This is a genomic window from Verrucomicrobiota bacterium, from assembly GCA_039027815.1.
GTDB lineage: Bacteria > Verrucomicrobiota > Verrucomicrobiia > Verrucomicrobiales > JBCCJK01 > JBCCJK01.
This window is the reverse complement of record JBCCJK010000004.1, coordinates 1-25,505: the sequence shown is the minus strand read 5'-3', so window position 1 is coordinate 25,505 and position 25,505 is coordinate 1. Positions and strand designations below refer to the sequence as shown.

The following is a 25,505-nucleotide window of genomic DNA, read 5'->3' as shown; positions in this document are numbered from 1 at the left end:
AGAAAGGGCTCAAAAATTGGCCAGGAGAGCCGTGAAGACATCGGTGGCTTGCTGGACCGAATCCGCCTCGGGACCGATGATGACCGGCTGTTCCTCCACCGGCACCTCGGCCCGGCCGTGGGAGCCTTTCACCAGCTGGGGGGCGATCGGGATGACCTCCAGCAAAGCACGAAATCCTAATCGCTTCCGCGCCAGAAAGTGGGCCAGGCGGAGCTTCGGGAAACGAATCTGAGGATCGAGGAACAACTCGCAGGGGTCGTAGCCCGGCTTGCGATGGATATCGATCGTCCGGGCGAAGTCCGGCGCCAGGCCATCCTCTTCCCAGTAGTAGTAATCAAACCAAAAACCCTCCGCGGCCGTCACCACCAGGTCGCCGGCCCGGGCCACAGCCGCGCGGCCCTCCCAGCCCAGCTCGGAGGGCAGCCGGACCGACTCCACCCCCTCGAGACTCTCCAAGGCCACCCTCACTTCGGCCACCAGAGCCGGATCGTTCACCACCACCTGAGCCACCTGGTGGTCGGCCACCGCAAAGACCTGGCTGGCCCCAGGATCCAGCAGCTCGCGCCCCAGCTCCCGCTTGACCTGGAGCCAGCCCGCTTGGCGAAAGAAGCGATTGAGGGAGAGAGACTGCGAGACGGGAGAAATCCCATACTCACTCAGCAAGAAGCAGCGCACCCCCCTCCCTTGATAGAACTCCAGAAGCTCCCCCACTAGCTCGTCCAGGGCGGCGAACTCCCCCGCCATCTCAGGAGAACCCGGCCCCCACCGCTGCAAGCCATAGTCCAGGTGAGGCAGGTAGACGAGACTCAGGCTAGGCTGCCGAGACGCCTCCAGCCAACGAGCCGAGGCAGCGATCCACCGGGAACTCTCGATGTCGGCGGCCGGGCCCCAGAACTTTTGGAAAGGAAAGGCTCCCAAGTGCTCCGCGGACTGGATCTGGTGGCGAAGGGCGAGCGGGGTCGTGTAGACATCGAAGACCTTGCGCCCGTCCGCCGGATAAAGGGGCCGAGGCGTGATGGCGTAGTCCACCCGGGAATACATATTGAACCACCAGAAGAGCTTGGCGCAGGTGAAGCCCGGCTGGGCAGCCCGCAGCCGCTCCCAGAGCTTTTCTCCCCGGACCAGTCCATCCGGCTGCTTCCAAAAATGAACCTCGCAGAGGTCCCGGTCATACCAGCCATTGCCCACGATTCCATGCTCCCCCACCCCCTGGCCCGTGACATAGGTCGCCTGGGCGGAGCAAGTGACCGCTGGGAAGACGGGCCGGAAGGACCGGGCCCCACCGTGGCCCTTGGCGAAAGCCTGGATCCGGGGCAAGTGCCCCAAGAGACCCTGCGTCAGGCCCACCACATTCAGGACAGCCGTGCGGTTCATGAGAGGGCCCCGCACCGTGCTCCCAGCTCCGCCAGGGCCGCCTCCATCTGGCCGCGCTCGATCTGATGCACATTCTTCCCGTGGCCGATGCCCGCCAGCATCATGACCGTCAGCTCCCCCCCCAAGTGCTCGCGAAACTCCTCCAAACCATTGAGAACAGCTGGACCATCCCTCATCTCCTCAAAAAAAAGCGGCCACCCCATTCGTTCGAGCAGACTCAGGATCCGTTCACCATCGCTCTCCGCCAACCAACCGAGTCGACGGGAATAGACCACATCCAGCGCCAGGCCGGCCGCCACCGCTTGGGCATGGGAAAGACGAAACCCACTCAGTGCTTCCAGCCGATGGGCGGCCCAGTGCCCGAAGTCGAGTGGTCGGCTGCTGCCCTCCTCAAAGGGGTCCCCCCCCAGGGCAATGTGTTCCAAATGCAAGCGCGCGGACCGGGCGATGACCGCCTCCACCGTCTCCAGCTCAAAGCGCTGCAAAGCCTCGACCGCGCCCTCGAGATACGAGAAAAAAGCCGCGTCCTTGACCAAGGCCACCTTGACCGCTTCGATGAAGCCCGCCGTCCGCTCGGGCTCCGCTTGGGTCGCCAAAAGGGAAGAATCCAGCAAGACCCCAGCCGGCACCGCGAAGGCCCCCAGAAAATTCTTTTTCCCGAAGGCGTTGATCCCGTTTTTGACCCCCACGCCCGAATCCAGTTGGGACAAAACCGTGGTCGGCAAACGAAAGAGCGGAATGCCTCGATGAGCGGTGGCGGCCGCGAAGCCCACCACATCCTGCAAGGCCCCTCCCCCGACACACAAAATGGCCGAATGCCGACAGAGCCCAGCTCGCTCGATCGCCCCCAACACCTCCTTCCACGTTCCCTCGCCTTGTTTGGCCGCTTCGCCCCCGGCCACGACCCGCGTTTCGTCCGCCATGGCTTCCAAGCCCCGCTCCAGAGCCGGCCGAGCCGCCGCGAGGCCCTCATCCAAAATCGCGAGCACCCGCCGTGGCCCGTGGCTCTGACCCAGACCGAGAAATTCCGCCAGAAGCCGGGGCTCCTGGGTCAGAACCTCTCGAGCGAAGCGCACGCGATGTCGCCAGCTCGAGGAAATCGCATACTCCAAGTCCACCCCGCCCCCTTACGTGCCGGAAATCGCCTTTTGCAGCAAAAAGCTCAGCCCAAAGAGCCCCAAGGCGAGCGCAATCGGCCCCGCCGCCACCCCCGCCAGCAGCAAAACCAGCGCATCATAGAGGCAAATCCCGGCCAGGGCCCCCTCCACCTGAGGCCGCCTCCGCCTGACCTCGCTTTCCCGTCGAGCCCACCAAGTGAGCGCCATCACGTAAACTGCCAGACCGGCCGCCCCGGCCCAGAGCAGCCCACTCCCCTGGCCGAGCGCCCCCAGTGGATAGAGAAAAGCCCGGCACAGTCCCATCGGCAGCAGGGCGAGCGCAGTCCGCCGGTGACTCCAGGTATAGAGAACGATGGCTGCCAAAAGGGCCAGCCCCCAAGGCCCGGCTGCCGGATCGACCGTGACACAGGTCACCACCCCGGCCAGCAAGAGATTGGCCGCCATCAGGAGAAGCATCCAGGGCAGCAGCTTGCCCTGGGGCAGCGGGCGTTCGGGGCGATGCACCTTGTCCCAGCCGACATCCGCCCAGTCATTGAGAAAGGCCCCCCCGACGTAAAGGCAGCCAGCCGCCAGGACGAGACAACCCAAGAGGAGCCCATCCTGGGTCCCAGCGAGGGCCGCTCCCGCCAAGACGTTCGAGACGACCGACGGGAGATTGCTCATCCGCCCCATCGCCCACCAATCCCGCCAAGTCATGCCCTCCTATTCCGTGGCAATGACCCGGCCGACAAACAAAAAGCGCTCCAAGGTTGCCCCTGGAGCGCTTTCATCCCGGATGGGAAAAAATTTAGCCTGCGACGGCCTTGGTGGCCTGGCCCGCTTCTTTCCAACCTTTGAGGCCGCCCGAGAAGTGCTGGACGTTGGTGTAACCAAGCTCGGTGGCCGCGTCGACCGCCTTCTTGTAGGCGGCGCAGCCGGGACCTCCACAATAGGCCACGATCAGCGCGTCCTTCTCTTGGGGCAGAAAGGCGACCAAGCCTTCTTTGCCGACGGCTTGGAAGTCAATGGCCCCGGGGATGTGACCAGCGGTGTAAGACTGGGTGCCGTTCACGTCGATGAGCGTGACCGAACCTTCCGTCACGGCCGTTTTGAGCACGTCGAGAGAGACGTCAGGAGTGGTGGATTCGCTCTTGCTGCTGCTGCAGTCCGCGCAACCGCCCGCGTAAGCGGAGGCAGCCAAACCGGCAACGAAGAGGGTGGTGAGTAGGGTCTTGAATGTTTTCATTGTTTCTTAGGGTGAGTCGGACTGGTTCCAAACTCGGACCAGTGGACGTTACGAATGCTCGTCTTATTCCGGCACTTTGGCGATTCTTTTCCCAAAATCCGAATTTCTGGCCACCCAGCGGTATTCCTCCACCACCTGCTCGACCCTCCCCCGGGTCCGCAGAGAGGCCGGCAACACGTCGAAGGTGTAGGTCTCCATTTCGAAATGCTGACAGCTCCCGGGGTGCTTCTGACACCAGGCCAGGGCCGAACTCGCCGCCTCGATGGTCGAAAAGAGCGGTCGCTCGGGGGCCCGATGGAGCGGGATGTGAAAATGGACTCGCCATTCCCGGTCCCCCTGCGGGCCAGCGGCCAGGGCCTCTGGCAGATCCGGAAAGCGGCGGAGGTGGCCGCAGTCGTCTCGGCCGATCACCTGATGCAAGTAGGTGTCCTCCCGAAAATCGGCCAAGCGGCTCCAGGCCTCCGCACTTTGCGGGTCCAGGCGGAGCGCATTGCTCAGGTGCACCTTGCTCACTCGGATCTCCGCCTCCGCCAAGCGAGCCAAGGCCGTGGAAGATTCCTCGAACTGGACCGCAAAGTGGCAGGTATCGAAATTGACGCCCAGACAGCGGGCCAGCCGCTCTTTCTCGCTCGCACTCCGGGCCCACTGCAGCTGCTCGAAAAAACGCAGCGTCTCAGCGGTGTTTTCAAAAAGACCGAAGGGCTCAGGCTCCAATCCCAGGTGGAGATCCTGCCCCCGCTTCTGCGACAGCCGATCCACCTCCTCTCCCGCCCGGCGGAGCTGCCGGAGAATGGCCCCCTCTCTCGCCCCACACTCCGGGTCCTGGCGCAAAAAGCCTTTGAAGGAACCCGGTAGGGTCGAGACCGAGCCCTCCGCCCCCTCCGGCAAAAGAGCGCTCAGGATCCGGAACAGCCGCAGTGTGTAGTCCAGCCGCCTCGGATCACTCCAATCGGGCGCGTAGACCTGTTCCTTGACCCGCATCCCGTGAAAACGGCCGTAAGGGAAGCCATTGATGGTAAAGACCCGGGCCTTCTCTGCCGCCAACCAATCCCGAAGGCGCGCCAACTCGTCTGGACGCTCCAGCCCCTCGGCCGCTTCCGCGCTCAGACGCAAACCGATGGGGTATTCTCCCCGCCAGCCTACGCGATCGCGAACCTCCAGCACCTTGGTCTCCAGCACCTCGAAGGTCTCCGGCCAGGTTTCTGCCGGGTGAATATTGGTGCAGTAGCCCAAAAAGGGGTCAGGAGACCGCGCCATCACTCCAAGCGAAATCGACCCGATTGCTCCAGAAAGCGCACTGGATTGCGGAAGAGGACCGCCTCGATTTCCTGGGCCAGATACTTTCGCCGTCGCATCTCCCACCCTGCCTTGACGACCGCCAAAGGATCGGACACGCCCCAATCGCAAGCGCTATTCATCCACAAGCGTTCGCTCCCAAAAAGCTCCAAAATATCGATGGCTCTGGCCGCAGTGCACTTGGACTCGGGGTAGAGCGTCACCCCCGCCCAGAATCCGGCGTCCAAGACCAGGGACGTGGTGTGCTCCTCCACATGGTCGATGATGACCCGCTCGGGCTGGATGCGGCTGTCGTGCCGCAGCATGTCCACGATCAACTGGGTGCCCTTGCGCTTGTCCTCCAAATGCGGGGTGTGCACCAAAATGAGCAAATCCCGCTCGGCCGCCAGATCGACGTGTTCCTGGAAGATCTTGGCTTCATTGCGGGTGTTTTTGTTGAGACCGATTTCTCCGATGCCCAGGACCGTCTGCTTCGGGAGAAACTCGGGGAGCAAAGACATGACCTCGCGCGCCAGCCCCGTGTCCTCGGCCTCTTTCGGATTGATGCAGAGCCAGCTGTAGTGGGGAAGGCCGAATCGGGCGGCTCGCTTGGGCTCGAACTCGGTCAGCTGTCGGAAGTAGTCGTGAAAGCCCTCCGCGCTCGCGCGATCAAAGCCAGCCCAGAAAGCGGGCTCACAGACCGCTTCACAGCCGGCCAAGACCATGGCCTGGTAGTCGTCCGTGGTGCGCGAAACCATGTGCGCATGGGGCTCGATGTATTTCATGGCTCGCTCTCTCCCGACCAAGCGCCGGCCGCCGCCTTGCCCGAGGCGGTGGCCGCCAACTGGGAAGTGGGGTCGCTCATGGCCTCCAAAATCCGGGCGGCCCGCCCGGGTTGCTCTTCGGCCAAAATGGAGAGCGCTTGGCGGAGGGCCTGCGCCCGAAAATCCTCCGGGCCGGAGGCGCGGTCCAGGCGATCCAGAAAAGCCGCCAAGTCGATGAGCTTGGAGCGGGCATCGAGAAACGAGAGATCGAGATGTTCACAACGGCTCAAACGCATCCCCACCCATGCCGTCCAAAACCCAAAACCCAAAGCCCAAAATCACCTTATACCAAGCTGCAGAATTGGCTGGTAGAATGGCCGAGTGGATTTCGGGCCAGACCACCAAGGCGCGACGAGGGCGCGGTGCAGGCACCGTAACCGAGGAGCAACGCTGGGCTGGCTCCAAAGACTCCGGCTCTCTCTTCCCCGCGCTTCAGCGCCTCTTCCCCACAACACCTCCCCTCCATTCTTCCAGTGGATTCTGGAGGTTGGTATTAAGCCCCCAGAAAGCAGCATCCGCCGATCCCAATGTGGAAGGCCCACTCAAAAAGCCGACTCGCCTGGCGCAGGCCCCGGTCGCTCCAGGCCAAGAGCCCTAGCCAAACCAAGCCAGACGCAAAGAAGTAAAAACCGACCCAGGTCACCAGCACCTTCTCGCCCACAATGAGATCGCCAAAGCCCGCGAAGAGCAAAAACACCGCCACCGCCAAAAGCTGAAACGAGCCCAGATGCCAACCCGCGCGCACTTGCAACCACCCTCGCCAACGCCGTTCCTCCCGGTCCTGGCTGGAGGGACGGAATCGCATGACGGCGTGTTCTCCCATCACCAAATGAAGGGCGAAGCCCACGATCGCAACAATACCAGCCAAGAGGAGGGGGAAGCTCATGGGGGACTGAACCCATTCCCTCCCCCACCCGCCAGCTCTTTTTCAAAGCGAACTCGGGCCAAGCAGCCACAGGCCGCGTTGGGGAAGAGCCCCTTTTTCCTTGCAGAAAAGGGGCAGACCGCTACTCTCTTGGCCGCGTCGCTCGCTTAGCTCAGTGGTAGAGCGCTACCTTCACACGGTAGATGTCGCTGGTTCGAACCCAGCAGCGAGCACCATTTTGGCGCCTCTTCCCCACACCACCCTCCCTCCATTCTACCAGTGAATTCTGGAAGTTGGTATTACTTCGGCAGCAGGACGTCGCCCAGGTTGAAAATCGGGGAATAGATGGCGTAGATGAGAAAGCCGACCATTCCTCCCAGGAGCACCATGGTGAGGGGCTCGAGGATTTTGTCGATTTGGTTGGCCAAGGTGTCGAGGTCATCTTCGTAATCGGCCGCGATCTCATGCAGCATGTCATTGGCCCCGCCCGTCTCTTCAGAGATTTCCAAAATCCCGCAGATGCTGCGCGCGTCCTCCCCGAGGTATTGCGACTCCATGAGGAAGCTCTCCGAGAAACCGAGTCCGTAATCGATGTGCTCCTTCACCTTCCGGAAGAAGGTCTTGTAGTGGATGTGCGGGGCGGTCCCGGCCGTGATTTCCAGGCTTTTGCTCAAGCGCACATGGGAGTCCATCAGCATGGCCAAGGTCCGGAAACTGATGGCGGCGGCCGACTTTCGCACGAGCGGCCCGACCGTGGGGAGCTTGATGGCCATTTGTTGGAACCAGGGCTGGGCGGTGATTTTTCCCCAGTTTTTGAAGAGGATGCCCAGCCCAATGAAGGGGAGAAGCGCTGTCCAGGGTTTGTTGATGAGCGTTTCCGAGATGTTCATCATCATGACGGTGGCCCCGGGGAGGTCCGCGCCCATGTTGGTGTAGAGCTTGGAAACCGCTGGGACCAGGGTCATGGAGATCACGATGATGACGACCACCGCCAACACCACCACGATGGCCGGGTAGATCATGCCCGACTTGAGCTTGCCGATGATGCGCAGGGTTTTCTTCTGGCTAGTGGCCAGTTGGCGGAAGACTTCGGGAAGGCGGCCGGACTCTTCCCCCGCCTCGACCAAGGAGATGACCTCCGGACCGAAGGCCCAAGGGAACTTGGCCATGGCGGCACTGACCGGCTCGCCGAGGGAGAGTTGGTCGCAGATGCTGGCAATCATGCCCTTGTAGCGGGGGCTTTGCACCCGGTTGGCTTGCAGCTCAAAGCTCTTGATGGTGGCGATGTTGCGATCGAGGCAGCGGGAGACCCCGTTGAGAAGGGCGACGCGGTCAGCGAGCGAATTGCTCGGAGAACTCATCCGTTGGATCTTCTCGTCGATGCCAGTGATGTCCGAGATTTTGGCGATCTCGTTGGGCGACTTCCCGGAGCCAATGAGCGCGCCCTCATCCGAGTCGATATCGACGATGGTGGTGAGCGATTTGTTGGTGGCCGAGTTGGTGAGGATGACTTTCTTAAGCATGGAATCAGGCGGAGCAGGTGAAGCTTATTCGTTCGTGAGACGGACGGTCAGGATCTGATGGGTGCGATCTTCGGCCAGATTCGGATCCGAACGAAAAACGAGCTGGGAAGTGGCGACTGGCAGGCTGCCGAGCGCGCCGATGGTGGTGGCACTTTCCGTAATGGTGTGGGTCTGCACATCGGGATTGGGCGGCAGGATGTCGAGAATCTCACTCGGGCTGTGGCCCAGCCGGTAGAGGGTGGCCGCGCTCTCATGCCAGTTTAGGGAGAGGGCAATCCGCCAATTCATATCCTCTTGGCGCGTCGAGGTCATGGCGAGGGAGGCCGCGGCCGCCGCCCCCAGCGACAAGACAGCCGAAGCGATCAGGATCTCAATGATGGTGTAGCCCCTACGGCCCCGGTTTCTCTGCGCGATCCTTTTCATGGCGAATCGAGGATGAGTTCGGCCCAGGCATACCGGGGGAGCAAAGGTTGAGCGGCGGCCGCTTTCGTGGGGTTGTCCTCCGGGACAACTTCGACGATCCCGCCCGTCACATCCACGTCCGAGTCGGTATGCAGGCCGCCTTTCCACAGGAAGATGCCATTGCCAGAGACAGCGAAGTCCAACTGGCAGTTTTCAAAATAGCCATAGCCACGCCAGGTCTCCTGCGGGGCGTCCACCACCACATTCCCGCGATCCCATCGCTTGTAGGCCAGGATGAGAGGGCGGACATTTTGGCCCTCCAACTCGATGCGCGTGAGGCGATTTCCCGTCTGGTTGTCCCAGCCCACAATATAGAGCGGGGGCATGGCGTCCTCATTGCCAAGGTGCGAGGAATTAGTCTGTCCCCGGAGGACAAGCGTGCTGGTGTTTCCCTCGATGAGCACGTGACTGAGTTGGTCGCCCGCTTGCAATCTCACTTCCACGGTGCCCGCCCCATCGCTGGTAACCGCGCCGGTATTGTCCACGCTGCCACCGTTGACGTAGTCCGGGGCCCCGAAGGAGGAGGCCATTTGCTCGAGGGAGTTTTCCACGGCCACATTGTTGCGCACCACATTGAGCGTCCCGTCATAGCCTCGATTGACGGCGGTTAGGCCTTTGGTCATCGAGACATTCGTGAAGTTGCTCGGAATCATCTGGACCCCACTCAGATTGGCCATCCCCGGTAGAAAGCCTTCCGGAGACCAATACCATTGGGCCTGCAAGCTGACCGCCCCGGCACTCGCGGCATACCAAGAGCGGACGCCGCCATAGACCCGGAAAAGCCCATCCACGGTCGCGAGCGAGTTCGGATACGCTTGCGAGCGATGCAGGTGGAAGAGTTCTCCGGTTCCTTGTCCGGCCCGGGAAGCCAAGAGGAGATTGTAGGACTGATCGGAAATCCCATCATTGACCGTGATGTCAGAGGTGGCGGCATAGCCGCTCCCAAAAGCCGGAGAAACCTCATGCTGATTGCTGAGACCTCCGGTAATGCCATGCGGAGAACTATTGGCATTGGTGATGGTGGCGGTGCCCCAGCTGCTATTGAAACTCAAGGTCGCATCGGCCGCTCCATTTTCCGGCAGGACCAAGCGATTGATATATTCGGTAGCGAGCACTTTGGCGTTCGCTTGGGCGGTCCGCCTTTGGATGGCTTCTTCCATGGCGTTGACAGCCTGCCCACGCGCTTGCACCAAGGTCACGAAGGCCAGCATCCCAAAGCTGGAGACCAACATCACCAGAAGAGAGAAGACCAAGACGCCCCCCTCTTCTGATCGATTTCTGGAACGGCGGAACTTCATAGCGCGGGGGTCAGCATGGGGAACATGGGCACCACCTGCATGTGTGCGGTCCGCACTCCCTGGGCCGCATAGCTGCTGTTGGGGTCATTGCTGGAGGTGCTGGGGACAATCACGTCGGTCACCGGAATGACCGGATCGGGAAACCAGATGATGTAGTAAGAAGCCCCCTTGGCTTGGCGGAAGCGATTGGTCTCTTCGGCGGCCAGGCCATTGTCGCGATTCTCGTTTTCGATGTGCACAAAGATCGGACCCATGTCGTCCCGAGTGGCTCCCTCATAAAAGATGTCGTAGTAGTGAGTCAGTTGCTCCACATCCGCATCATCGTAGGCATACCGCCGGACACTGGCGTAGAGGCCCACCGGGGTGGCCGCTTCCACCAGATCAATCTCATAGACGGCCAAGAGATCCACGGCCCCCATCGAATCGCCCGGGGTGGTGAGAAAGAAGGTGGCATTCTGGTTTTCGCCCTGTTGGTTTTTGGTGCCTGGGAAACCGTCAAAGGTGCCGAATATGGTGTAGGCCGAAGAGTCGTCGATGGCCAAGAGATCACGAAAGGCATTGGGAGTGGCGATTTGGGCAGGCGAAAGGACCGAGCCAAGCGAAACACTTTGGGGCCGAAGAGAATTGACCCCGCTGCGAGTCAGTCCGTAGACCCCACTGGCACTCTGGAGGTCGAGGTGCAGCTGATCGCGCAACTGCTCTACCAAAGCCGAGCGACCATAATTGGGCGCCCAGTAGGCATTGATGACCCCATCCGCGGTCTCATTCCCGTAAAAATTCGTCTCAAAGACCTGGCCGATCGTGATTTCACCAAAGGAGGTCAAGCGATGCTGGCCCTGGGAGACACTTTGGAAGATGAGAGCCGCGGCCGTGAAAAAGGCGGCCGCTGTCACCAGCGCCACCAAAAGCTCCACCAAGGTGAATCCCCCGACGGATCGCGGCGCTTGCCAAGTGGCTTGGGGACACGATTTCACCATGGCGACGAGACGACCTCCTAGCGGATTGAACGCGGCAGCCCATCCACATTGGTAATTTGGCTGCCAGGCTCAGTGCGTTGCTGCTGGATCTGCTCCTCGTCCAGCGTGCCCATGACGTCGCTGGCCCGCTTGCCCTCTTCATCCAGCCGTCCTTTCAAAAGAATATTGACCCGAGGCCCCAAATCATAGGCCAAGGCAAAGCCCGTGGTTCGTTTGCCATCATCCCGGACCCATTCCAAGTCGACTCGGTCACCCCCAATGGCGGACACCCGCAGTTGCTTGGTCTGCTCAGGCAGAAGCTGCGGCACGAGCGAACCTTCCTCCAAGATGATGTCCCCCATCAGAAGACGTTTCCCGCTCGGGCCTTCCGATTTGCCCGTGATGGGGAGTCGCCCCAAGAGCTCCATCACTTGCTGTTCTTCGCTGTTGGCAAATTGGCTTTGGGCGGTGGGCCGTTCGCTATCGTTGTTGCGCATGCCGAAGACGTTCCGGGAACTGCCATCCACCTGCTCCATCTTCTTGTCCTCGGGGAGCATCCCGATTCCTCGGAGAGAAGCATTGGAAACCTGGGAGGCCCCTTCGGAGCTTTCCGAAAGCGCTGAGAGAAGACCGAGATGAAGGATCCCGGCCACCAAGGCCAGCGAAGGAATGGCGTGGTGAGTCGTGCTCATGTGATGGAAGTGCCTCCGGCGTTGAATTGTTCCTCGTCAATGATCGGGAGATCCAATTCGAGGATGACCTTGATATCATTTCCTTGTTGGCCCTTGGAGATCTGACAGCGGTTGACCCGTGCGGTCGGGAACTCTTGTTCGAGCGATCCGATCCAGTTGAGGGTTTTGACGTAATCGTCCTCCAGAATAAGCGAAAACCGCATATGGCGGGGGATGGCGAGCCCTTCTTTGTTCGTGAGTTCGCGCGAACTTTGACTGAGCACGACGACCCCGCTTTGCCTGACCTTATCCGTAATCAGCTGTTCGGCTTCCTGCTCGGAAACCCCTTCTTCGAAGTAGACTCGCCAGCGCTTGAGATACTCGCGTAAGCTATCGGTGCTTTTCTCGAGATTGGTCAAACCTTTGGCCGCGATCAACTTGGCATTTTGGGCCAGCTCCAATTCATTTTTGGCATCGGCCGCCTCTTGCTTCGCTACGGTGTAGTGGTCCTGGATCTCCATCACCACATAAGCAATGACAGCCGCTAGCAGCCCTACCAAAATCAGTCCTGAAAATTTCGGGTTCATCAGTTTTGTTTAATGAGAGTGGCTTTGTAATCGACCGACCCGTAGCCCAGCGAACGCTCAGCCGAATAAGGCCGGTATTCGATTTCGGAGAGTCGGGAGATGGTGATTTCCAACTGCCGTTGGCTCTCTTGCCCATCGAGCGCGAGGTTGAGATTGATCTGGGCAGGGTTCTCGGCACTCCGCTCCAAGTTCAGTTGGGAGACGGAGTTCTCATCTTCGATGCTGCGTGAAATGAGCAACACGAGCGGCTGGAGATTTTCTGTTCCACTGATCCATTCAGCCACTTCCCGAGCCAGCTCAGCCTCTTGTTCGACCGCTTCGAAAATTCCCTGGAGCTTGGTGGTCTCTCTTTGGGCTGAGGCTGTGCCCAACTCGAACTGCTGCTGCTCCGAGCGGACGCCTTGCAGTTGCAGGAGAAACTTGGCGCTCAAGCCAGTTCCGGCCAAGGCAGCAAGGTAGAAAAAGATCGGAACCAGCTTGAGAGCAGCCGGCAGCGGCGCGGCCACGGCCTCGCTCTCCGTTTTGAGATCGTGGCAGACTTCTCGATTTCGTTTGTTGGTGTTTTCCATGGTGGCTGGGTTCAGTGGTTCCCGATCAAATCCCAGAAAAGGCCATCGGCCGAGGCCTCGCGCACTCGGGCGTTCGGCCGGGTTTGTTGCAGCTGGTCCCCCACCAGTTGCTGGGGAAAGTCAGAGTAGATCATGACATCGACCGTGGAGGCACTCGCGTCGATCATGGGCTCCACCAGAGAGACGACCGGCTCCGAATCGCCGTCTTCGTAGATGCCAGAGCGGGAGCGAAGTTCTTCCCAGGTGCCGCCCTGCATTTTTAGGACGCAGGCCGAACCTTGGTAACACACTACCAAAAGAGAATTGGCAGCGGCTCCTTTCCCACCCGCTCCGGAATCGGTCACTTCGAGGGCCGATTCCGAAAGCATTCGAAAGAGTCCGCAAGAGATCCGCCCGGCTTTCAAGTCCGCCTTGTGAAGCTGCTCTTCCATGTCTTTGACCAAGCCCTCGTCCACTGCCAAAAGCAGGCTGGAGTTCAATTCGGGGTGGTGCTCAATGGCATATCGCTTTCCACGCTCATACTTGCTTCCCAAGACGGATTTGGGATTGGTGCGAAGGAATTCGCGATACCCCTGCTTGCGGGAAAGATTGGTCTCCAGGGCAATCATGAAGCGATTGTTAATCGAGAGCCCAATGACGCCCCCCTGGGTGGCATCCTTCCACTCGTCCCCGGCGGTCGCGATGGCTTCGGCCAGATCGCCTTCCACCGTGCCTCCATCGAGAATGTTTCCGTTCTTCTGGCGGATCCGCCAATTGACAGAGGACTTGTTCAGATTCACCAAAACCGAATTGTGCTTGGGAAAACGGGAAGCCCAGGTGGCGCCACGGTCGAGCGGTTCGGGCCGGAAAGCGGCGAAGGTGAGAATGTCTTTGATGGGAAGGCTCATGACTTAAGAAAAAAGGGTTATTGGCTGGCGACTGCCAGCTGGGCGGCGTGGTTTTCTTCTTCTTTGGCCAGAAATTCCTCGACCTCTTGCTCTCCAAAGCCGCTCGTGCGAGTGGCACTCAGGGAAGGGCACCAGCCCTCCTCGACCCGGTTCTGAATGCTGCGATCGAAATTGCACATTCCTTTCTTCCAACCCGTTTCGAGCTCTTGGTCGATCTTTTTGAATTCGCCGCGGCGGATGATGTTCGCGACCGAGTCATACTGAAGGAGCACCTCGTGAATGCCGAAGCGCCGACCCTTCTGCTCGTCCAACATCAGACGCTGGCACATAATCATCCGGAGGGTGTCGGCGAAGGTCGATTGGGCGGCCTCCACTCGCTCTGAAGGAATGAGCTTCAAAAATCGCTGCACCGTCTGGGCGGCGCTGGAGGTGTGGAGGGTGGCGATCACGACGTGCCCCGTCTCCGAGGCTTGCAGCGCAATCTCCGCCGTTTCCCCATCCCGAATTTCCCCCACGATGATGACATCGGGCGCCTGACGAAGAGAGCCTTTGAGCGAGGCCGCGAAATCCATGGCATCTGTCCCAATTTCGCGCTGCGACACGAGCGACGGGGTGTCCTCAGGATAGACATACTCAATCGGGTCCTCGAAGGTGATGACGTGCTCCTGACGGCGCTCCGAACGATGCTTCACCATGGAGGCAATGGTGGTCGACTTCCCCGAACCGGTGGCCCCGCAGACCAGAAAAAGTCCATTCTTCGCTTCCAGATAAGCCTTCAAAGCAGCCCGGGGGAGCCCGATGTCCTCCGGATCCGGGATGCCCGCGGGCAACAGACGCAAGACCCAGCGCTGGCGACCTTGGGTCGTCATGCGGCTGACCCGATAACGACGCTGGTTGAGGACAATGGCATAGTCCTCTTGGCCATTCTCGAGCGGTGTGTCCGGATGCACCTGCCAGAGAAACTCGTCATAATAGAGCTTCCCGTTGAGCTTGAAGCTGAGGGGAAAATTCGGCGTCACGTAGAAATCACTGATCGAGCCGTTTTGGGACAGCTGAGCGATTCGGTAACCGAGGGGATCTTGTTCTGTGATTTCGCGGACCATAGCAGATCAGAGGAGTCGTCTCCTCTAATTCTGCCGTTTTTTTATGGAAATTTCAAGTATTATTAAATTTTTCCAAAATACCCGGAGAAAAGCCCTCTTTCCGCCTCAGTCTCCCGAATCGCCCCCGACGGTGTAGTAGGAATTTCCGTCATGGTTTGCCACCATGGCTCCCAGGATGGGGGAAGCCTCTCCGTTCACGACCAGATACCACTCTACCAACATCGACTTGGCGAAGGTAGTGTTGACCGGGTTGGGGTTGCCGTTGTCCCAACCCGAGGCACTCTGCTTGAGCTGGCCCTTCAGGTCGGGTCGTGTGTAAGCATACCAGTTGTAGCGGAGTTTGACCTCGGGATTGCTGGCAATCGGGACCGAATTCGGATTGGTGATCCGCCATTCGCTGGCGCCCTGCCCGTGGTGCTGGACCCACTCCACCATCAGGTCTTGGTAGGCATAGCCTTGGTAGGTGTTTTCGTCCGATTCGGGTTCCTCGGGCTCGATCTTGCTGAATCGGATCCAGTTGATGTCTGCGCTATAGTCTCCCCCGATGCGAATGAAGAGAGTGGTCTGACCGGTGGTGTCGATTTCCACCTCATTGGAAGTGAGCGTCGTCCAGGAGTTCCATCCGCCCGTGTAGCCCGGCTGGAAGGTCGCGATGGTTTCACCCCCTAATTCCGCGGTGATGGCACCCAGGCTGCCCCAATCCGAAGCGGTTCGCAGCTCGATCTCATAGGTGCCTGCCTCGGCCACCTCCACGGTGTAGCGTAGCCACTCGCCGCCGTCGACCCATCCGATCCCATTGCCCCCATGCTGGGAATCTGAATTGCTGATGATATCGACGCCGTCGTTCCGGAAGGCTCCCCCGTGGTTGGTGGAATCTGTGTCATAATAGCCCACTCCCGGTCCGCCGAGGTCATACTCTTCGGCTTGGATGAGGCCGGGAATGACGTGTTCGCTGTAGGCCAGGCTCTCTTGCTGCACCGTGATGGTGATCTCGGCGGAGGCCGTCGCTCCATTTTCGTCGGTAGCGATGGCCGTCAAGGTGTAGCTACCCGGCTCCATCTCGTCAAAGATGGAATCGTTGCCAGGATACCACTCATAGGGCGCCACGTTCTCTTGGCGAATGAAGTTCCCATTCACGTAGAGCTGGACATAATCAATCCCGGCGGGAGCACTGGCGGCCACGTCCACATCGAGGTCACTGCCCTCCTCAATCTGATCCCCATCGGCCGGGGTGTTGAAGGAAACCAAGAAGTCGGAACCCTCTTCCTCCTCAATCGTGATGACAATGCTGGTTTCCTGAATGTCGCCGTAACCGTCTTGAGAAACGGCTTTCAGGGTATACTCCCCCGCCCCAAGATTCTGGAGCAGATTGTCCCCGGAGCCCCAGTCGTAAGGGGCATTGGATTCTTGGCGGACGAAATTCTCGTTGAGGTAGAGTTTCACGTTTTCGATCCCCTGTGGATCGCTTGCCGCCACCTCGACCTCCAGGTCGGACTGGTAATCAAAGGAATCTCCGTCCGCCGGGCTCACGAAGGACAACGTGGTATTGTTGGTGTAGTCTGGAGAGATCGTGATGACAATGCTCGTCTCGTCTGCGTAGCCATAGCTATCGGTCGCCACGGCTCGCAGTGTGTAGGTCCCTTCCTGCAAGTCCTGGACGGCAGAATCATCCCAAGTGTAGGGAGCATTGTTTTCGGTGCGCACGAACTCGTCATTGAGATACAGGCTGACATGATCGACTCCATCCGGGTCCGTCACGAGAACTTCCACGTTGAGATCGGCCCCGTGTTCCAGCACATCGCCATCCCCGGGAGACTCGAAGGACATCCACATGTTGGCCGAGCGATCCTCATCCACATTGACCGTGATTTCCGTGCTGGCGCTATCACCATAATCGTCCTCGGCCAAAGCGGTGAGGGTGTAGCTGCCCTCAGCCAGACCCTGAAGAGCCGGATGGGATTGGGCGTCCCAGCTGTAGGGGAAAGTCGTGTCGGTAGCGATGAAATTGCCGTTCAGGTAGAGTTGCACTTCGCTCACCCCATCGGGATCCTCAGCTGCTACCGTCACATTGAGGTCCGACTCGAACTCGAAGGTGTCACCGTTCGAGGGGCTCTCGAAGGACACGCTCAGGTTGCCAATTCGATTCTGATCGACGGTGAACTGAATCTCTTCGGTGGTCGAGTTGTCGTTCAAATCCACGGCGATGGCGGTCAAGGTGTAGGTTCCTTCAGTGAGGTTCTGAAGCTCGGCATCTCCTGATCCCCAAGTGTAGGGTGCGGTCGCCTCGTAGCGGACGAAGTTCCCGTTAATATAGAGATGCACCGAACTGATGCCATCGTCATCGGTCGCACTCACCTCCACCTCCAGGTCCGTGCCATAGTCGAGCATCTCTCCCCCACTCGGCGTGACAAAGGCGAGCGAGGTAGGGCTGTCAGGCTGTTCCAAGAACCTCACCGAGTCCACGTCAAAGGCGCCATCGCCGGTGGCCATGAAACGAATGAGGCAGGCGCCACTTTCATCGATTTCCACTCCTTCGAGAGTCTTGGTCACGAAGTTGTTGTAGCCTCCGGTATTGCCAGAGTTGACACTCCCGAGGGCCCGGTCGTCGATGCTGATGGCCAAGGAGCCTGGGCTCCCATAGCCACTCGACATCACGACCTCCACATTATAGACCCCCGGCGTCACATTGGCCCGATATTCCATCCACTCTCCGCCGGAAATCCAGCCCACCAGGTAACCCCCATTGGGAGAGGTCCGAATATCGACATCGTCTTGGCGAAAGGCTCCGCCGTTGTTGCCTAGGCTGCTATCTTCATAGGCCACTCCGGCGCCTCCGAGGCGATATTCCTCCGCCTCAATGATCCCTGGAATGGAATGAACATAGTCGCTCTCAAATTCATCCGGATCTTCTTCCGGGATCTCATCGGCATTCGCCACGTCGCATCCCAGGATCTCGGTCGATTCGCCATCCACCACCAGATACCATTCGATCTTCATGCTTTTGGAATAAACCGTATTCACCGGATTGGGATTGCCATTGTCCCATCCCACGGCTGACTGGAGAATATTGCCGGTCCCATTGTAGTTGTCATAGACCTGCCAGTGATAACGAACCTTGGATTCAGGATTCGACGTCAGCGGAACACTGTTAGGATTATCAATATGCCACTTGGTGCTGCCTTGGCCGTTCACATGGGACTGCCAGGTCACCGAGAGGTCCTGATAGGCGGGCTTGTCTGAGGGATGGACGCTCTCGCCGCAAACGCCTGAGTTTTCCTCTTCTTCCACCGCCTCCTCTTCCTGGTCTTCCGCGTCTAATTCGGGACACTGCACTTCTTCATAAGTCTCCCCAAAGCCTTCTGGCTCCACCGCAGTGAAGTAGGCATACACTCCCCCTTGGGCTTTCTCGTTTTCATGCACGTGGAAGCTACTCAAGGTGGCAAATCCATCCTCGCCCTCGTAGCCCAGACGCAAAACGAGATAATACTTCACCCCATCTAAGGTCGTGGAAAAAGGAGTCGAGAGATTGGGAAGATACACATAGTCCGCATCGGCGTCGGGATCGATGCCCTGGTTCACGGTCGACAAAAGGCTGAAGGAATACCGGAAACTTTCTGAATCGACTGGATTGGTCAGCGCGAGGTCCATCGACAAGACCACGCTTTCCGCTCCCGTCCCGGACCAGATCGTTCCGTTGTAGAAATCGAGCGTGCCAAAGCGGAAAATCTGGCCTGGGCGGACATCATTGAAAGGCGTTCCGCTGAACTGAAGGGTGCTCGGGGTTTCATAGCCCGTGGCCGGGACCCCAAAGTCGAAGTGAGCAATCTCCTTTTCTTCGAAGTGATTGGTCGTCATGTTGGGCCCGCCCAGCTCACATCGGAAACGACCATTGGCTTTACCTGAAAAACGGTGGTCCCAACCCTCGAAAAATTCAGAGACGATGTAGCTGTCGGTGTAGTTGCCCGTGTCGATCGCTTCGGCATAGGCGCTCACGCGTGAATTGGCATCGATGGACAGCTTGGAAGTGTATTCTTCCCACGCGCCACTATTGATCGAGTACAAAATTCGGCTGCTGCCCGTGGGATTGGAATTGGTGAGAACCAACTCCAGGGGAAAGACTTCGGAAGGGTATTGGCCGGTCGTTTGGGAAAAGACCGGAGGCAAGAGGTCACTCTTGCCTCCACTGCCATCGCCCGGATTGTCGCCACCCCCGCTTCCGCCGGGTCCGCCAGGTCCGCCGCCGTTCGGATTGGAACCGCCGCCCGAGCCCCCACTCCCCGAATCGGTCCCAGGAGGAACATTCCCAGGGGCCGTGTTGTTATCGCCGGGGGTCTCGCCTCCGTTGGAGGTCGTATCCGTGTAGTCCCAAACCCAAGAGTCACTTGCTGCCAACTCCATGGGCACTTTTCGATTCTCCTGAGCGACTCCGTTGAGCGCGGCATCAGGATCCAGCCGGATTTCTCTCACCGCATTGGCTCCCGAGGTGGCAACCTCAAATCGCTGCTTGGTGGCGTCCCACACCATCCGCTTCTGGTCAGAATCGACTGCGTCCCCGCCCAACATCACGAAAACCAGGCGAGGATCGACGACCGACTCCCTGAGGCCGGCGATACGAGCTTTTTGAGAATCAGTGGCGGTGCTCTTCAGCTTGTCGAGGACCTCGACCGGGTCGGAAACGCCGTTCAGCTGCCCCCCTGAGGCCAAATACACTTGAACTGCCGAGTTGAGCGCGTTGACCTGAGAATCCAATTTGGCGTCCTCGGATTTTCCTTTGGCATCGCTCGCTAGAAAGAAGGCAATGCCGACAAGAATGGCAACGATGACCACAGAAGCGAGCAGCTCAGACAGAGTGAAGCCGGCCGCTTTGAGAGGGCGTGGTGGGTGAGATTGAGCCGTTTGCATGGCAGACTGGGTGGTGAGATGGCGAGAAAACTAAGCCTCCTTCTCGCAATTATGAATGATAATTACCATAATTACAATAAATAAATTGTTCGCGAAGCCTCAGGGCTCGTCCCGGGCAGTGGTCTCGCCAAGAATCTCCGTCGCTTCTCCATCGATCACGAGATACCACTCGACCCGAATGCTGCGGCCGTAGGAGCTGTTCAGCGGATTGGGGTTGGGATTGTCCCAGCCATTCCCTGACTGGCGCACCCTGCCATTGAGATGGGGGAAGCGATAGACCTTCCAGTTGTAGCGGAGTTTGACCTCTGGATTGGATTGCAGAGGGCTAGAATTTGGGTTGATGATCCTCCATTGCGAGCTGCCTTGGCCGTGATGGCGGACCCATTCCACTTCCAGATCCTGGTAGGCATAGCCATCGTAACTCCCTCCAGTTGTCGCTTCTTCGACGGAGACCACGATTTCCGCCGAGCTGGTCTCACCCTCGCTATCGGTCGCCACCGCCCGCAAGACATACTCGCCCGCTGCCAGATCCTCGAGCGCCAGATCATCCGCTCCCCACTCGTAGGGAGCTGCCACCTCCTGCCTGACTAAGGCATCGTTCAGATAAAGCTGCACCGAGGCGATGCCATCGTCGTCGCTGGCGCTGACCTCCACCTCGAGGGTCTCGCCTTCTTGAAAAAGCTCGCCGGTGCTTGGCAAGGCGAAGATGACCGCTGGCACCTCTCCTTCTGGCTCAAAGATCGTGACCACGATCTCCGTGGAAGTCACATTGCCCTCGCCATCCTCCGCCTCGGCCCGAAAGACATGCGGGCCTCCTGAGAGATTTTGCAGCACACTGTCCTCCGTGCTGCTCCAATCATAGGGTGCGTAGTGCTCCGTCCGAATGAAATTCTCGTTGAGGTAGAGACTGACCCTCGCGATCCCCTCCGGATCCGAGGCGGCCACTTCGACGCTGAGGTCGGATTGGTGGGCGAACTTCTCCCCGTCCAAAGGAGTGAGAAAGGACAGCTCCGTATCACTCGTGGTGTCCTCCAGCACCGAGACGCGAATCTCCTTTTCTCCGGTGTTCCCGAGAGCATCCCACACTTCGGCTGTCAGGAGATACTCGCCCGCTTGCAAGTCCCGCAGGGCCTCATCGGCAGAGTTCCATACATAAGGGGCGTTTTCTTCGCTCCGGACAAATTCGTCGTTCAAAAAGAAATCCACCCGGGCCACGCCATCGCTATCTTCCGCCAAGACCTCGACCAAGAGATCCACGCCCTCAGCGAATTCATCTCCCTCTGCCGGGCTGAGAAAGGAAAGCTCATGCTGAGAGGGAAGGTCAGATTCCAAGGGCACGCCATCGGCATTGGCAATGACACAGCCCAGAATGGGCGAGGTGTTGCCATCCACCACCAAATACCACTCCAGCTTCATGCTTTTGGCATAGGCGGTGTCGAGCGGGTTCGGATCCTGGTTGTCCCAAGCGCTGGCCGACTGCACCACGGTGCCAGTGGCGTGGTAGTCAGAGTAAGAATACCAATTGTATCGAACCTTCGAATCGGGGTTGGAATCCAAGGGCACGTTATTGGGATTGTCGACTCTCCACTTGGTAGAGCCCTGGCCATTGACATGCGTCTCCCAAATCAGATCCAGATCTTGGTAGGCGGGCCAGTCCGCCGGGTGCTGGCTTTCTCGGCAAGGATGACCGCTTGCAGCCTGCTCTGGCTGCTCTTCTTGGTCCGAAGGCTCTTCTTCCACGGCGTCCCCCAGCTCGGCGCACACCAAGCTGTCTTCTTCTTGCAGGCCTGAGTGGTCGGACGGGGCCGTCGTGAACTTCCCGTAAACCATGCCTTGAGCGCCGGAGCCCTCGTGGACGTGAAAGGTGTCGATACTGGAAAATCCGTCCTCCCCTTGGTAGCCAAACTGCAACTCGAGGAAGTAGGTGACCCCGTTGAGCGTAGTTGAAAACGGGGTGGAAAGCCGCGGGATGTAGACGAAGTCCGCATCCTCATCCGCGCTGTTTCCCTGATTGACGGTGCTAACCAGTTCAAAGGCATAGCGAAATCCCGTCTCCGAAACGGGATTGGTCAGACGCAAACGAAGCTCCAACAGAACCCGCTCCGCCTCGGTCCCAGACCAAATGGTGCCATTGAAATAATCCAAGGTCCCCAAGCGGAAAATCTGCCCGGGGCGGATATCATTGAACCCCTGCCCTCGGAAATTCAGCAGGCTGCCGGTGGAGAAGCCCTCGGCTGGCATTCCAAATTCAAAAGCGCTTCCCGTCTCGCCATCCGAATAGCCGACCGTCATGGTCGGGCCGCCCTCGGCACACCCGAACTGCGCTGTCACGATCCCCGAGAAGCGATGGTCCCAGGCCTCATAATACTCCGTGACCGAGATGCTATCCGAGTGGCCCTCATCGATCGATTTGCAATAGGCACTCAAACGCGAATTGGCTGACACACCGAGTGGCCCCTCATAGAGCGTCCAAGGGCTGTCATTCAAGGAATAGTGGATCTCAGCCAGCCCTTCTCCATTGGGATCGGTCAGAGCCACCTCCAGCGGATAAGACTCCGAGGCATAGTTCCCCGTCTGGACCGAAAAGTGGGGGGCTTGCAAAATCTTGACGCCCGAGCCGCTTGCGCCTGGGCCATCCGGGTCGCCTCCAGGAGTGCTTCCCCCTGGGCCACCGCCGGGCAAAGGTCCTCCCGCTAAACTCCCCCCGTCGCCTCCTGCGCCAGTGGTCCCGGGAGGCGCATTGCCCGGGGCGGTCGACTCGCTCCCGGGAGTGCCCCACCCAGCGATCGGCACCTCGGTGTAATCCCAGACCCAGCTGTCCACCTTGGCCATGCGGACAGGCATCTTGCGATTTTCCGTCGATTGCGTGTCCAAACCAATATTGGAATCCAGAACCAACTGCTTGATCCCACCCGCGCCACTGGTGGCGATTTCAAATCGCTGGTTCGCAGCATTCCACAGAACTCGCTCCCCGCCGCCCGCTTCCTCACTGGCGGACATCATGACAAATTTCAGTCGAGGATCGACCACCGCATCCCGCAAGCCCACCAACTGCTCCGCCTGTTCCGCGGTGGCTCGGGACTTGAGTTTCGTCAGCACCACGGCTGGGTCAGAAACTCCCGAAAGATCCCCGCCAGAGGCCAGATAAATTTGGATGGCGGAGTTAAGAGAATGCATTTGCGAGGCCAAACGAGCCTCTTCGGTCGTCCCCTTGGCGTTGAGAGCCAGCAGGAGACCGATTCCCGCGATGACCGCTACCACGGCCACTGAAAGAATTACTTCGCTAAAACTATACCCGCCATGGACAGGTGCCCTTGAGTCAACAGACGACGATTTCATGGGGAGAGATGAGAGGAGTGCCCATTATTCCATGCCGAGTCAAATACTCAACATTAAAATTATGGTAATTATAATCCAGGAAATGAATCGATCCCGCTCCCTCCCGTCCGATCCAGCACGCCTGATTGGCCTTCAAGATAACGGAATCTTGAACCCGAGACGCAATTATGATTAAATTATCTAAAAAGTTCTTTACGTCTGACCTTTTTTTATGATAAACAGTCAATAAAGAAGAATCTTGCCCGCATCATTTTAAATAAAGGGAGCCTGTCTTATAATATTTATAATTATAAATTTGACTCAAATACCCTGAACCGCTTACCATTTAGGTCCGGGTTTTGTTCTTTCCGATGAACTGTCTACCTACCACTTTGCAAAGTTCACCATGGCCCCTGAGAGGCTTGATGGTAGGTTTGGTGAGCTTCCTCTTGCTGGGAAATGGGTCCTTTGCTCAGGCGCCGGCCTCTCTCGGGAACGAGTTCATTGAGAGCGAAGTCCTCGGTCGAGTCGCCATTCCCAGCTCGCCCAGTTACGAGCGGGCCGCCGAGCCCCTTCGCCAAGCCCCACCCGTGGCCTACGATTTCTCGCAAGGCCGCCTCGGCGATATCTTCCGTCTCATGGCGAAGGATGCGGGAATTTCCTTCTTCTCGCTCCCCGAGGAGTCCGAAGAGTCGGATCGGATCGTGACCTTCACTGTCAAGGCGCCGCCCTTCATTGCCTTGGAAACCCTGGCCCGGGCCAACGGCGTGGCCTTGATTTACAGTGATAGCATCTGGTATCTCCGTCCATCGAGCGACAACGAGCTGATCGCGCGCACTTACCAGATCAAATTCAATCCCCAGGAGGTCATCAACCAATCCGAATCCGGAGGGGGCGGGGTCCAGAGCGCGGGCACCACCACCGGCGGCACGGGATCTTCAGGCGGCGGCACCGGCGGGCTCAGCCTGGGAGGTGCCAGCCGAATTTTCGAGACCGAGCCCAGTAAAATCCTCGACGACATCAAAGAGCTGCTCGACATCGAAACCACCACCAGCATTGTCAACACCGGTGCGGAATTTGGGGTCGGCGACGGCGTTTCCGCGGCCACCCTGCCGCAACAGGTCGAAATCGCCGTGCGCGATGAGGAAAGCAGCACCGCCCCCGGGGCCAAGGTCATCTTCAATCCGGATGCCAATACCATCTACGTGGTGGCCAATCGTGCTCAGCATCAGTGGATCGAGGGCTATCTCGAAGCGGTGGATCGTCCGCAACCGCTCATCGCAGTCGAGGTCAAATTCTTCGAAACCACCAAAGACCCGCGCCGCCAAATCGGGGTCGATTGGACCGGAATGTTTGGCGAAGGCTACGGCCTGAACGTGGATGGGCTCTCCACCCCGGAATTCAATATTGGCAACATCGCCTCCTCCTTCCAAGCCCCTCAATCCGCCATCCTCTCCGCAGCCGCCGCCCAGGCTAGCCTCAATCTGCTGGCCCGCGACAGCGAAGTGACCTCGGTCTCCTACCCACGAGTGGTCACCATGAACAACCGCGAGGTCGTCATCCGGAGCGTCATCAATCAGCCGGTCCTCTCCAGCAGCTCCAGCACTTCCTCGGGCGGGGCTTCTACCGACGTGGCCTCCGTGGACTACCTGCCGATCGGAACCATCATCAATGTGCTGCCGAAAAAGATGGTAGATGGAGCCGTCCTCCTCAATACCTCCATCACGGTTTCCTCCATCATCGGCAGCGAAACCATCGGGGGAGAGTCCTACCCCATTGCCTCTTCCCGAATTTACTCCGCCGCCCTCAAGGTCGGCTCGGGCAACACGGTGGCCATCGGTGGCTTGGACGAAGCCACCACCACCGAATCGGACAATGGCATCATCGGCCTGCGCAAGATTCCCATCTTGGGCGCCCCCTTCCGCAACAAGGACAAATCCCGCAGCCGCAAGAATCTCCTCATTTTCCTCACTCCCACCGTGCTCTCGGACGACACGGCCGGACTGCCAGATCGCCCCCAATACGTCGAGACCGACCCCGCCCCGCCGGTCCAGGAGCCCCGCTGGAATCCAGATGGCAGTGTCCAAAACACACCCGAAAATCGCCGCCTGGCCGCCCAATTCTTCGCCCGCGAACTCGAGCTCTTGGGCCAACTGGTGCAAGAGGGCATTCAGAACGAAGACGACTCCCGCAAACTGAAGTTCATTCAGAGCACCGTCCATGACCTGCTGGACCAAGTCCGCTACGAAATGCGCGATGCCAGCTTCCGGCACGACCGGGTCACCGCCGCCGCCCTCAAAGCCGAGGAACGAGATCTCCTCCAGCTCCAAAGCATCGCGCTCGAACTCTCTCGGGACAATCGCTTCTTCTGGCTGGACGCCGCCAAAAACTAACCCGGGGGCCCCTCATACCAAGCTGCAGAATTGGCTGGTAGAATGGCCGAGTGGATTTCGGGCCAGACCAAGGCGCGACGAGGGCGCGGTGCAGGCACCGTAACCGAGGAGCAACGCAGGGCTGGCTCGAAAGACTCCGGCTCTTCCTTCCCCGC

At 59.2% G+C, this 25,505-nt stretch carries 20 protein-coding genes and 1 tRNA gene; 2 read left to right on the top strand and 19 right to left on the bottom strand.

Annotated features, from left to right (window positions below; translation table 11 throughout):
• Positions 1 to 9 precede the first annotated feature (9 nt).
• From AAF555_02310 to AAF555_02275, 8 genes are all read right to left on the bottom strand, one after another.
• A complete protein-coding gene (locus tag AAF555_02310) occupies positions 10 to 1,374 on the bottom strand; it encodes a nucleotide pyrophosphatase/phosphodiesterase family protein (GenBank protein MEM6910391.1) in 1,365 nt (454 codons plus the stop codon).
• Complete coding sequence (locus tag AAF555_02305; protein ID MEM6910390.1) at positions 1,371 to 2,492, bottom strand: 3-dehydroquinate synthase; 1,122 nt, start codon at positions 2,490 to 2,492, stop codon at positions 1,371 to 1,373. The genes AAF555_02310 and AAF555_02305 overlap by 4 nt, the downstream gene beginning before the upstream one ends.
• A 9-nt stretch (positions 2,493 to 2,501) precedes the next feature.
• A complete protein-coding gene (locus AAF555_02300) occupies positions 2,502 to 3,188 on the bottom strand; it encodes a UbiA family prenyltransferase (GenBank protein ID MEM6910389.1) in 687 nt (228 codons plus the stop codon).
• Between the two features lie 91 nt (positions 3,189 to 3,279).
• Entirely contained in the window at positions 3,280 to 3,717 is a 438-nt protein-coding gene (locus AAF555_02295) for a rhodanese-like domain-containing protein (protein MEM6910388.1), read from the bottom strand.
• A gap of 63 nt (positions 3,718 to 3,780) precedes the next feature.
• Positions 3,781 to 4,974 carry a metabolite traffic protein EboE gene (eboE, locus tag AAF555_02290; GenBank protein MEM6910387.1) on the bottom strand — a complete coding sequence of 398 codons (1,194 nt, stop codon included), beginning with the start codon at positions 4,972 to 4,974 and terminating at the stop codon, positions 3,781 to 3,783.
• Entirely contained in the window at positions 4,974 to 5,777 is an 804-nt protein-coding gene (locus AAF555_02285) for a TatD family hydrolase (GenBank protein ID MEM6910386.1), read from the bottom strand. The genes eboE and AAF555_02285 overlap by 1 nt, the downstream gene beginning before the upstream one ends.
• On the bottom strand, positions 5,774 to 6,052 hold the full coding sequence (locus tag AAF555_02280) for a hypothetical protein (protein MEM6910385.1): 279 nt from the start codon (positions 6,050 to 6,052) through the stop codon (positions 5,774 to 5,776). The genes AAF555_02285 and AAF555_02280 overlap by 4 nt, the downstream gene beginning before the upstream one ends.
• A gap of 257 nt (positions 6,053 to 6,309) precedes the next feature.
• The gene (locus tag AAF555_02275; GenBank protein MEM6910384.1) at positions 6,310 to 6,702 is read right to left on the bottom strand and encodes a hypothetical protein; all 393 of its coding nucleotides are present in this window, start codon (positions 6,700 to 6,702) and stop codon (positions 6,310 to 6,312) included.
• 140 nt (positions 6,703 to 6,842) lie between these two features.
• Here AAF555_02275 and AAF555_02270 point away from each other — a divergent pair.
• Positions 6,843 to 6,917 (top strand) — tRNA-Val (locus AAF555_02270).
• A 63-nt stretch (positions 6,918 to 6,980) separates the two neighbouring features.
• Here the strand turns inward: AAF555_02270 and AAF555_02265 are convergent.
• From AAF555_02265 to AAF555_02215, 11 genes are all read right to left on the bottom strand, one after another.
• Entirely contained in the window at positions 6,981 to 8,204 is a 1,224-nt protein-coding gene (locus AAF555_02265; protein ID MEM6910383.1) for a type II secretion system F family protein, read from the bottom strand.
• A gap of 24 nt (positions 8,205 to 8,228) precedes the next feature.
• On the bottom strand, positions 8,229 to 8,627 hold the full coding sequence (locus tag AAF555_02260) for a prepilin-type N-terminal cleavage/methylation domain-containing protein (protein ID MEM6910382.1): 399 nt from the start codon (positions 8,625 to 8,627) through the stop codon (positions 8,229 to 8,231).
• Positions 8,624 to 9,964, bottom strand: a complete 1,341-nt coding sequence (locus AAF555_02255; GenBank protein MEM6910381.1) for a hypothetical protein — start codon at positions 9,962 to 9,964, stop codon at positions 8,624 to 8,626. The genes AAF555_02260 and AAF555_02255 overlap by 4 nt, the downstream gene beginning before the upstream one ends.
• Complete coding sequence (locus tag AAF555_02250; protein MEM6910380.1) at positions 9,961 to 10,941, bottom strand: prepilin-type N-terminal cleavage/methylation domain-containing protein; 981 nt, start codon at positions 10,939 to 10,941, stop codon at positions 9,961 to 9,963. Before AAF555_02250 ends, AAF555_02255 begins: the two co-directional genes overlap by 4 nt.
• A gap of 17 nt (positions 10,942 to 10,958) precedes the next feature.
• Positions 10,959 to 11,612 carry a hypothetical protein gene (locus AAF555_02245; GenBank protein ID MEM6910379.1) on the bottom strand — a complete coding sequence of 218 codons (654 nt, stop codon included), beginning with the start codon at positions 11,610 to 11,612 and terminating at the stop codon, positions 10,959 to 10,961.
• A complete protein-coding gene (locus tag AAF555_02240; GenBank protein MEM6910378.1) occupies positions 11,609 to 12,178 on the bottom strand; it encodes a hypothetical protein in 570 nt (189 codons plus the stop codon). The genes AAF555_02245 and AAF555_02240 overlap by 4 nt, the downstream gene beginning before the upstream one ends.
• Positions 12,178 to 12,747, bottom strand: a complete 570-nt coding sequence (locus AAF555_02235) for a hypothetical protein (GenBank protein ID MEM6910377.1) — start codon at positions 12,745 to 12,747, stop codon at positions 12,178 to 12,180. Before AAF555_02235 ends, AAF555_02240 begins: the two co-directional genes overlap by 1 nt.
• Positions 12,748 to 12,758: 11 nt before the next feature.
• Positions 12,759 to 13,634: a hypothetical protein gene (locus AAF555_02230; GenBank protein ID MEM6910376.1), complete on the bottom strand. Its 876-nt coding sequence runs from the start codon at positions 13,632 to 13,634 to the stop codon at positions 12,759 to 12,761.
• A gap of 17 nt (positions 13,635 to 13,651) precedes the next feature.
• Complete coding sequence (locus tag AAF555_02225; GenBank protein ID MEM6910375.1) at positions 13,652 to 14,737, bottom strand: ATPase, T2SS/T4P/T4SS family; 1,086 nt, start codon at positions 14,735 to 14,737, stop codon at positions 13,652 to 13,654.
• A gap of 105 nt (positions 14,738 to 14,842) precedes the next feature.
• Positions 14,843 to 19,639: an Ig-like domain-containing protein gene (locus AAF555_02220; GenBank protein MEM6910374.1), complete on the bottom strand. Its 4,797-nt coding sequence runs from the start codon at positions 19,637 to 19,639 to the stop codon at positions 14,843 to 14,845.
• Positions 19,640 to 19,738: 99 nt separating this feature from the next.
• Complete coding sequence (locus AAF555_02215) at positions 19,739 to 22,900, bottom strand: Ig-like domain-containing protein (protein MEM6910373.1); 3,162 nt, start codon at positions 22,898 to 22,900, stop codon at positions 19,739 to 19,741.
• A 482-nt stretch (positions 22,901 to 23,382) separates the two neighbouring features.
• Between AAF555_02215 and AAF555_02210 the strand changes: the two genes are divergently transcribed.
• The gene (locus AAF555_02210) at positions 23,383 to 25,350 is read left to right on the top strand and encodes a hypothetical protein (protein MEM6910372.1); all 1,968 of its coding nucleotides are present in this window, start codon (positions 23,383 to 23,385) and stop codon (positions 25,348 to 25,350) included.
• Positions 25,351 to 25,505 lie beyond the last annotated feature (155 nt).

Bases quoted from the DNA above. Each gene is read 5' to 3' on its own strand.
- AAF555_02310 (MEM6910391.1), bottom strand. From the start codon at position 1,374: ATGAACCGCACGGCTGTCCTGAATGTGGTGGGCCTGACGCAGGGTCTC.
- AAF555_02300 (MEM6910389.1), bottom strand. From the start codon at position 3,188: ATGACTTGGCGGGATTGGTGGGCGATGGGGCGGATGAGCAATCTCCCG.
- AAF555_02295 (MEM6910388.1), bottom strand. From the start codon at position 3,717: ATGAAAACATTCAAGACCCTACTCACCACCCTCTTCGTTGCCGGTTTG.
- eboE (MEM6910387.1), bottom strand. From the start codon at position 4,974: ATGGCGCGGTCTCCTGACCCCTTTTTGGGCTACTGCACCAATATTCAC.
- AAF555_02285 (MEM6910386.1), bottom strand. From the start codon at position 5,777: ATGAAATACATCGAGCCCCATGCGCACATGGTTTCGCGCACCACGGAC.
- AAF555_02280 (MEM6910385.1), bottom strand. From the start codon at position 6,052: ATGCGTTTGAGCCGTTGTGAACATCTCGATCTCTCGTTTCTCGATGCC.
- AAF555_02275 (MEM6910384.1), bottom strand. From the start codon at position 6,702: ATGAGCTTCCCCCTCCTCTTGGCTGGTATTGTTGCGATCGTGGGCTTC.
- AAF555_02265 (MEM6910383.1), bottom strand. From the start codon at position 8,204: ATGCTTAAGAAAGTCATCCTCACCAACTCGGCCACCAACAAATCGCTC.
- AAF555_02260 (MEM6910382.1), bottom strand. From the start codon at position 8,627: ATGAAAAGGATCGCGCAGAGAAACCGGGGCCGTAGGGGCTACACCATC.
- AAF555_02255 (MEM6910381.1), bottom strand. From the start codon at position 9,964: ATGAAGTTCCGCCGTTCCAGAAATCGATCAGAAGAGGGGGGCGTCTTG.
- AAF555_02250 (MEM6910380.1), bottom strand. From the start codon at position 10,941: ATGGTGAAATCGTGTCCCCAAGCCACTTGGCAAGCGCCGCGATCCGTC.
- AAF555_02245 (MEM6910379.1), bottom strand. From the start codon at position 11,612: ATGAGCACGACTCACCACGCCATTCCTTCGCTGGCCTTGGTGGCCGGG.
- AAF555_02240 (MEM6910378.1), bottom strand. From the start codon at position 12,178: ATGAACCCGAAATTTTCAGGACTGATTTTGGTAGGGCTGCTAGCGGCT.
- AAF555_02235 (MEM6910377.1), bottom strand. From the start codon at position 12,747: ATGGAAAACACCAACAAACGAAATCGAGAAGTCTGCCACGATCTCAAA.
- AAF555_02230 (MEM6910376.1), bottom strand. From the start codon at position 13,634: ATGAGCCTTCCCATCAAAGACATTCTCACCTTCGCCGCTTTCCGGCCC.
- AAF555_02225 (MEM6910375.1), bottom strand. From the start codon at position 14,737: ATGGTCCGCGAAATCACAGAACAAGATCCCCTCGGTTACCGAATCGCT.
- AAF555_02220 (MEM6910374.1), bottom strand. From the start codon at position 19,639: ATGCAAACGGCTCAATCTCACCCACCACGCCCTCTCAAAGCGGCCGGC.
- AAF555_02210 (MEM6910372.1), top strand. From the start codon at position 23,383: ATGGTAGGTTTGGTGAGCTTCCTCTTGCTGGGAAATGGGTCCTTTGCT.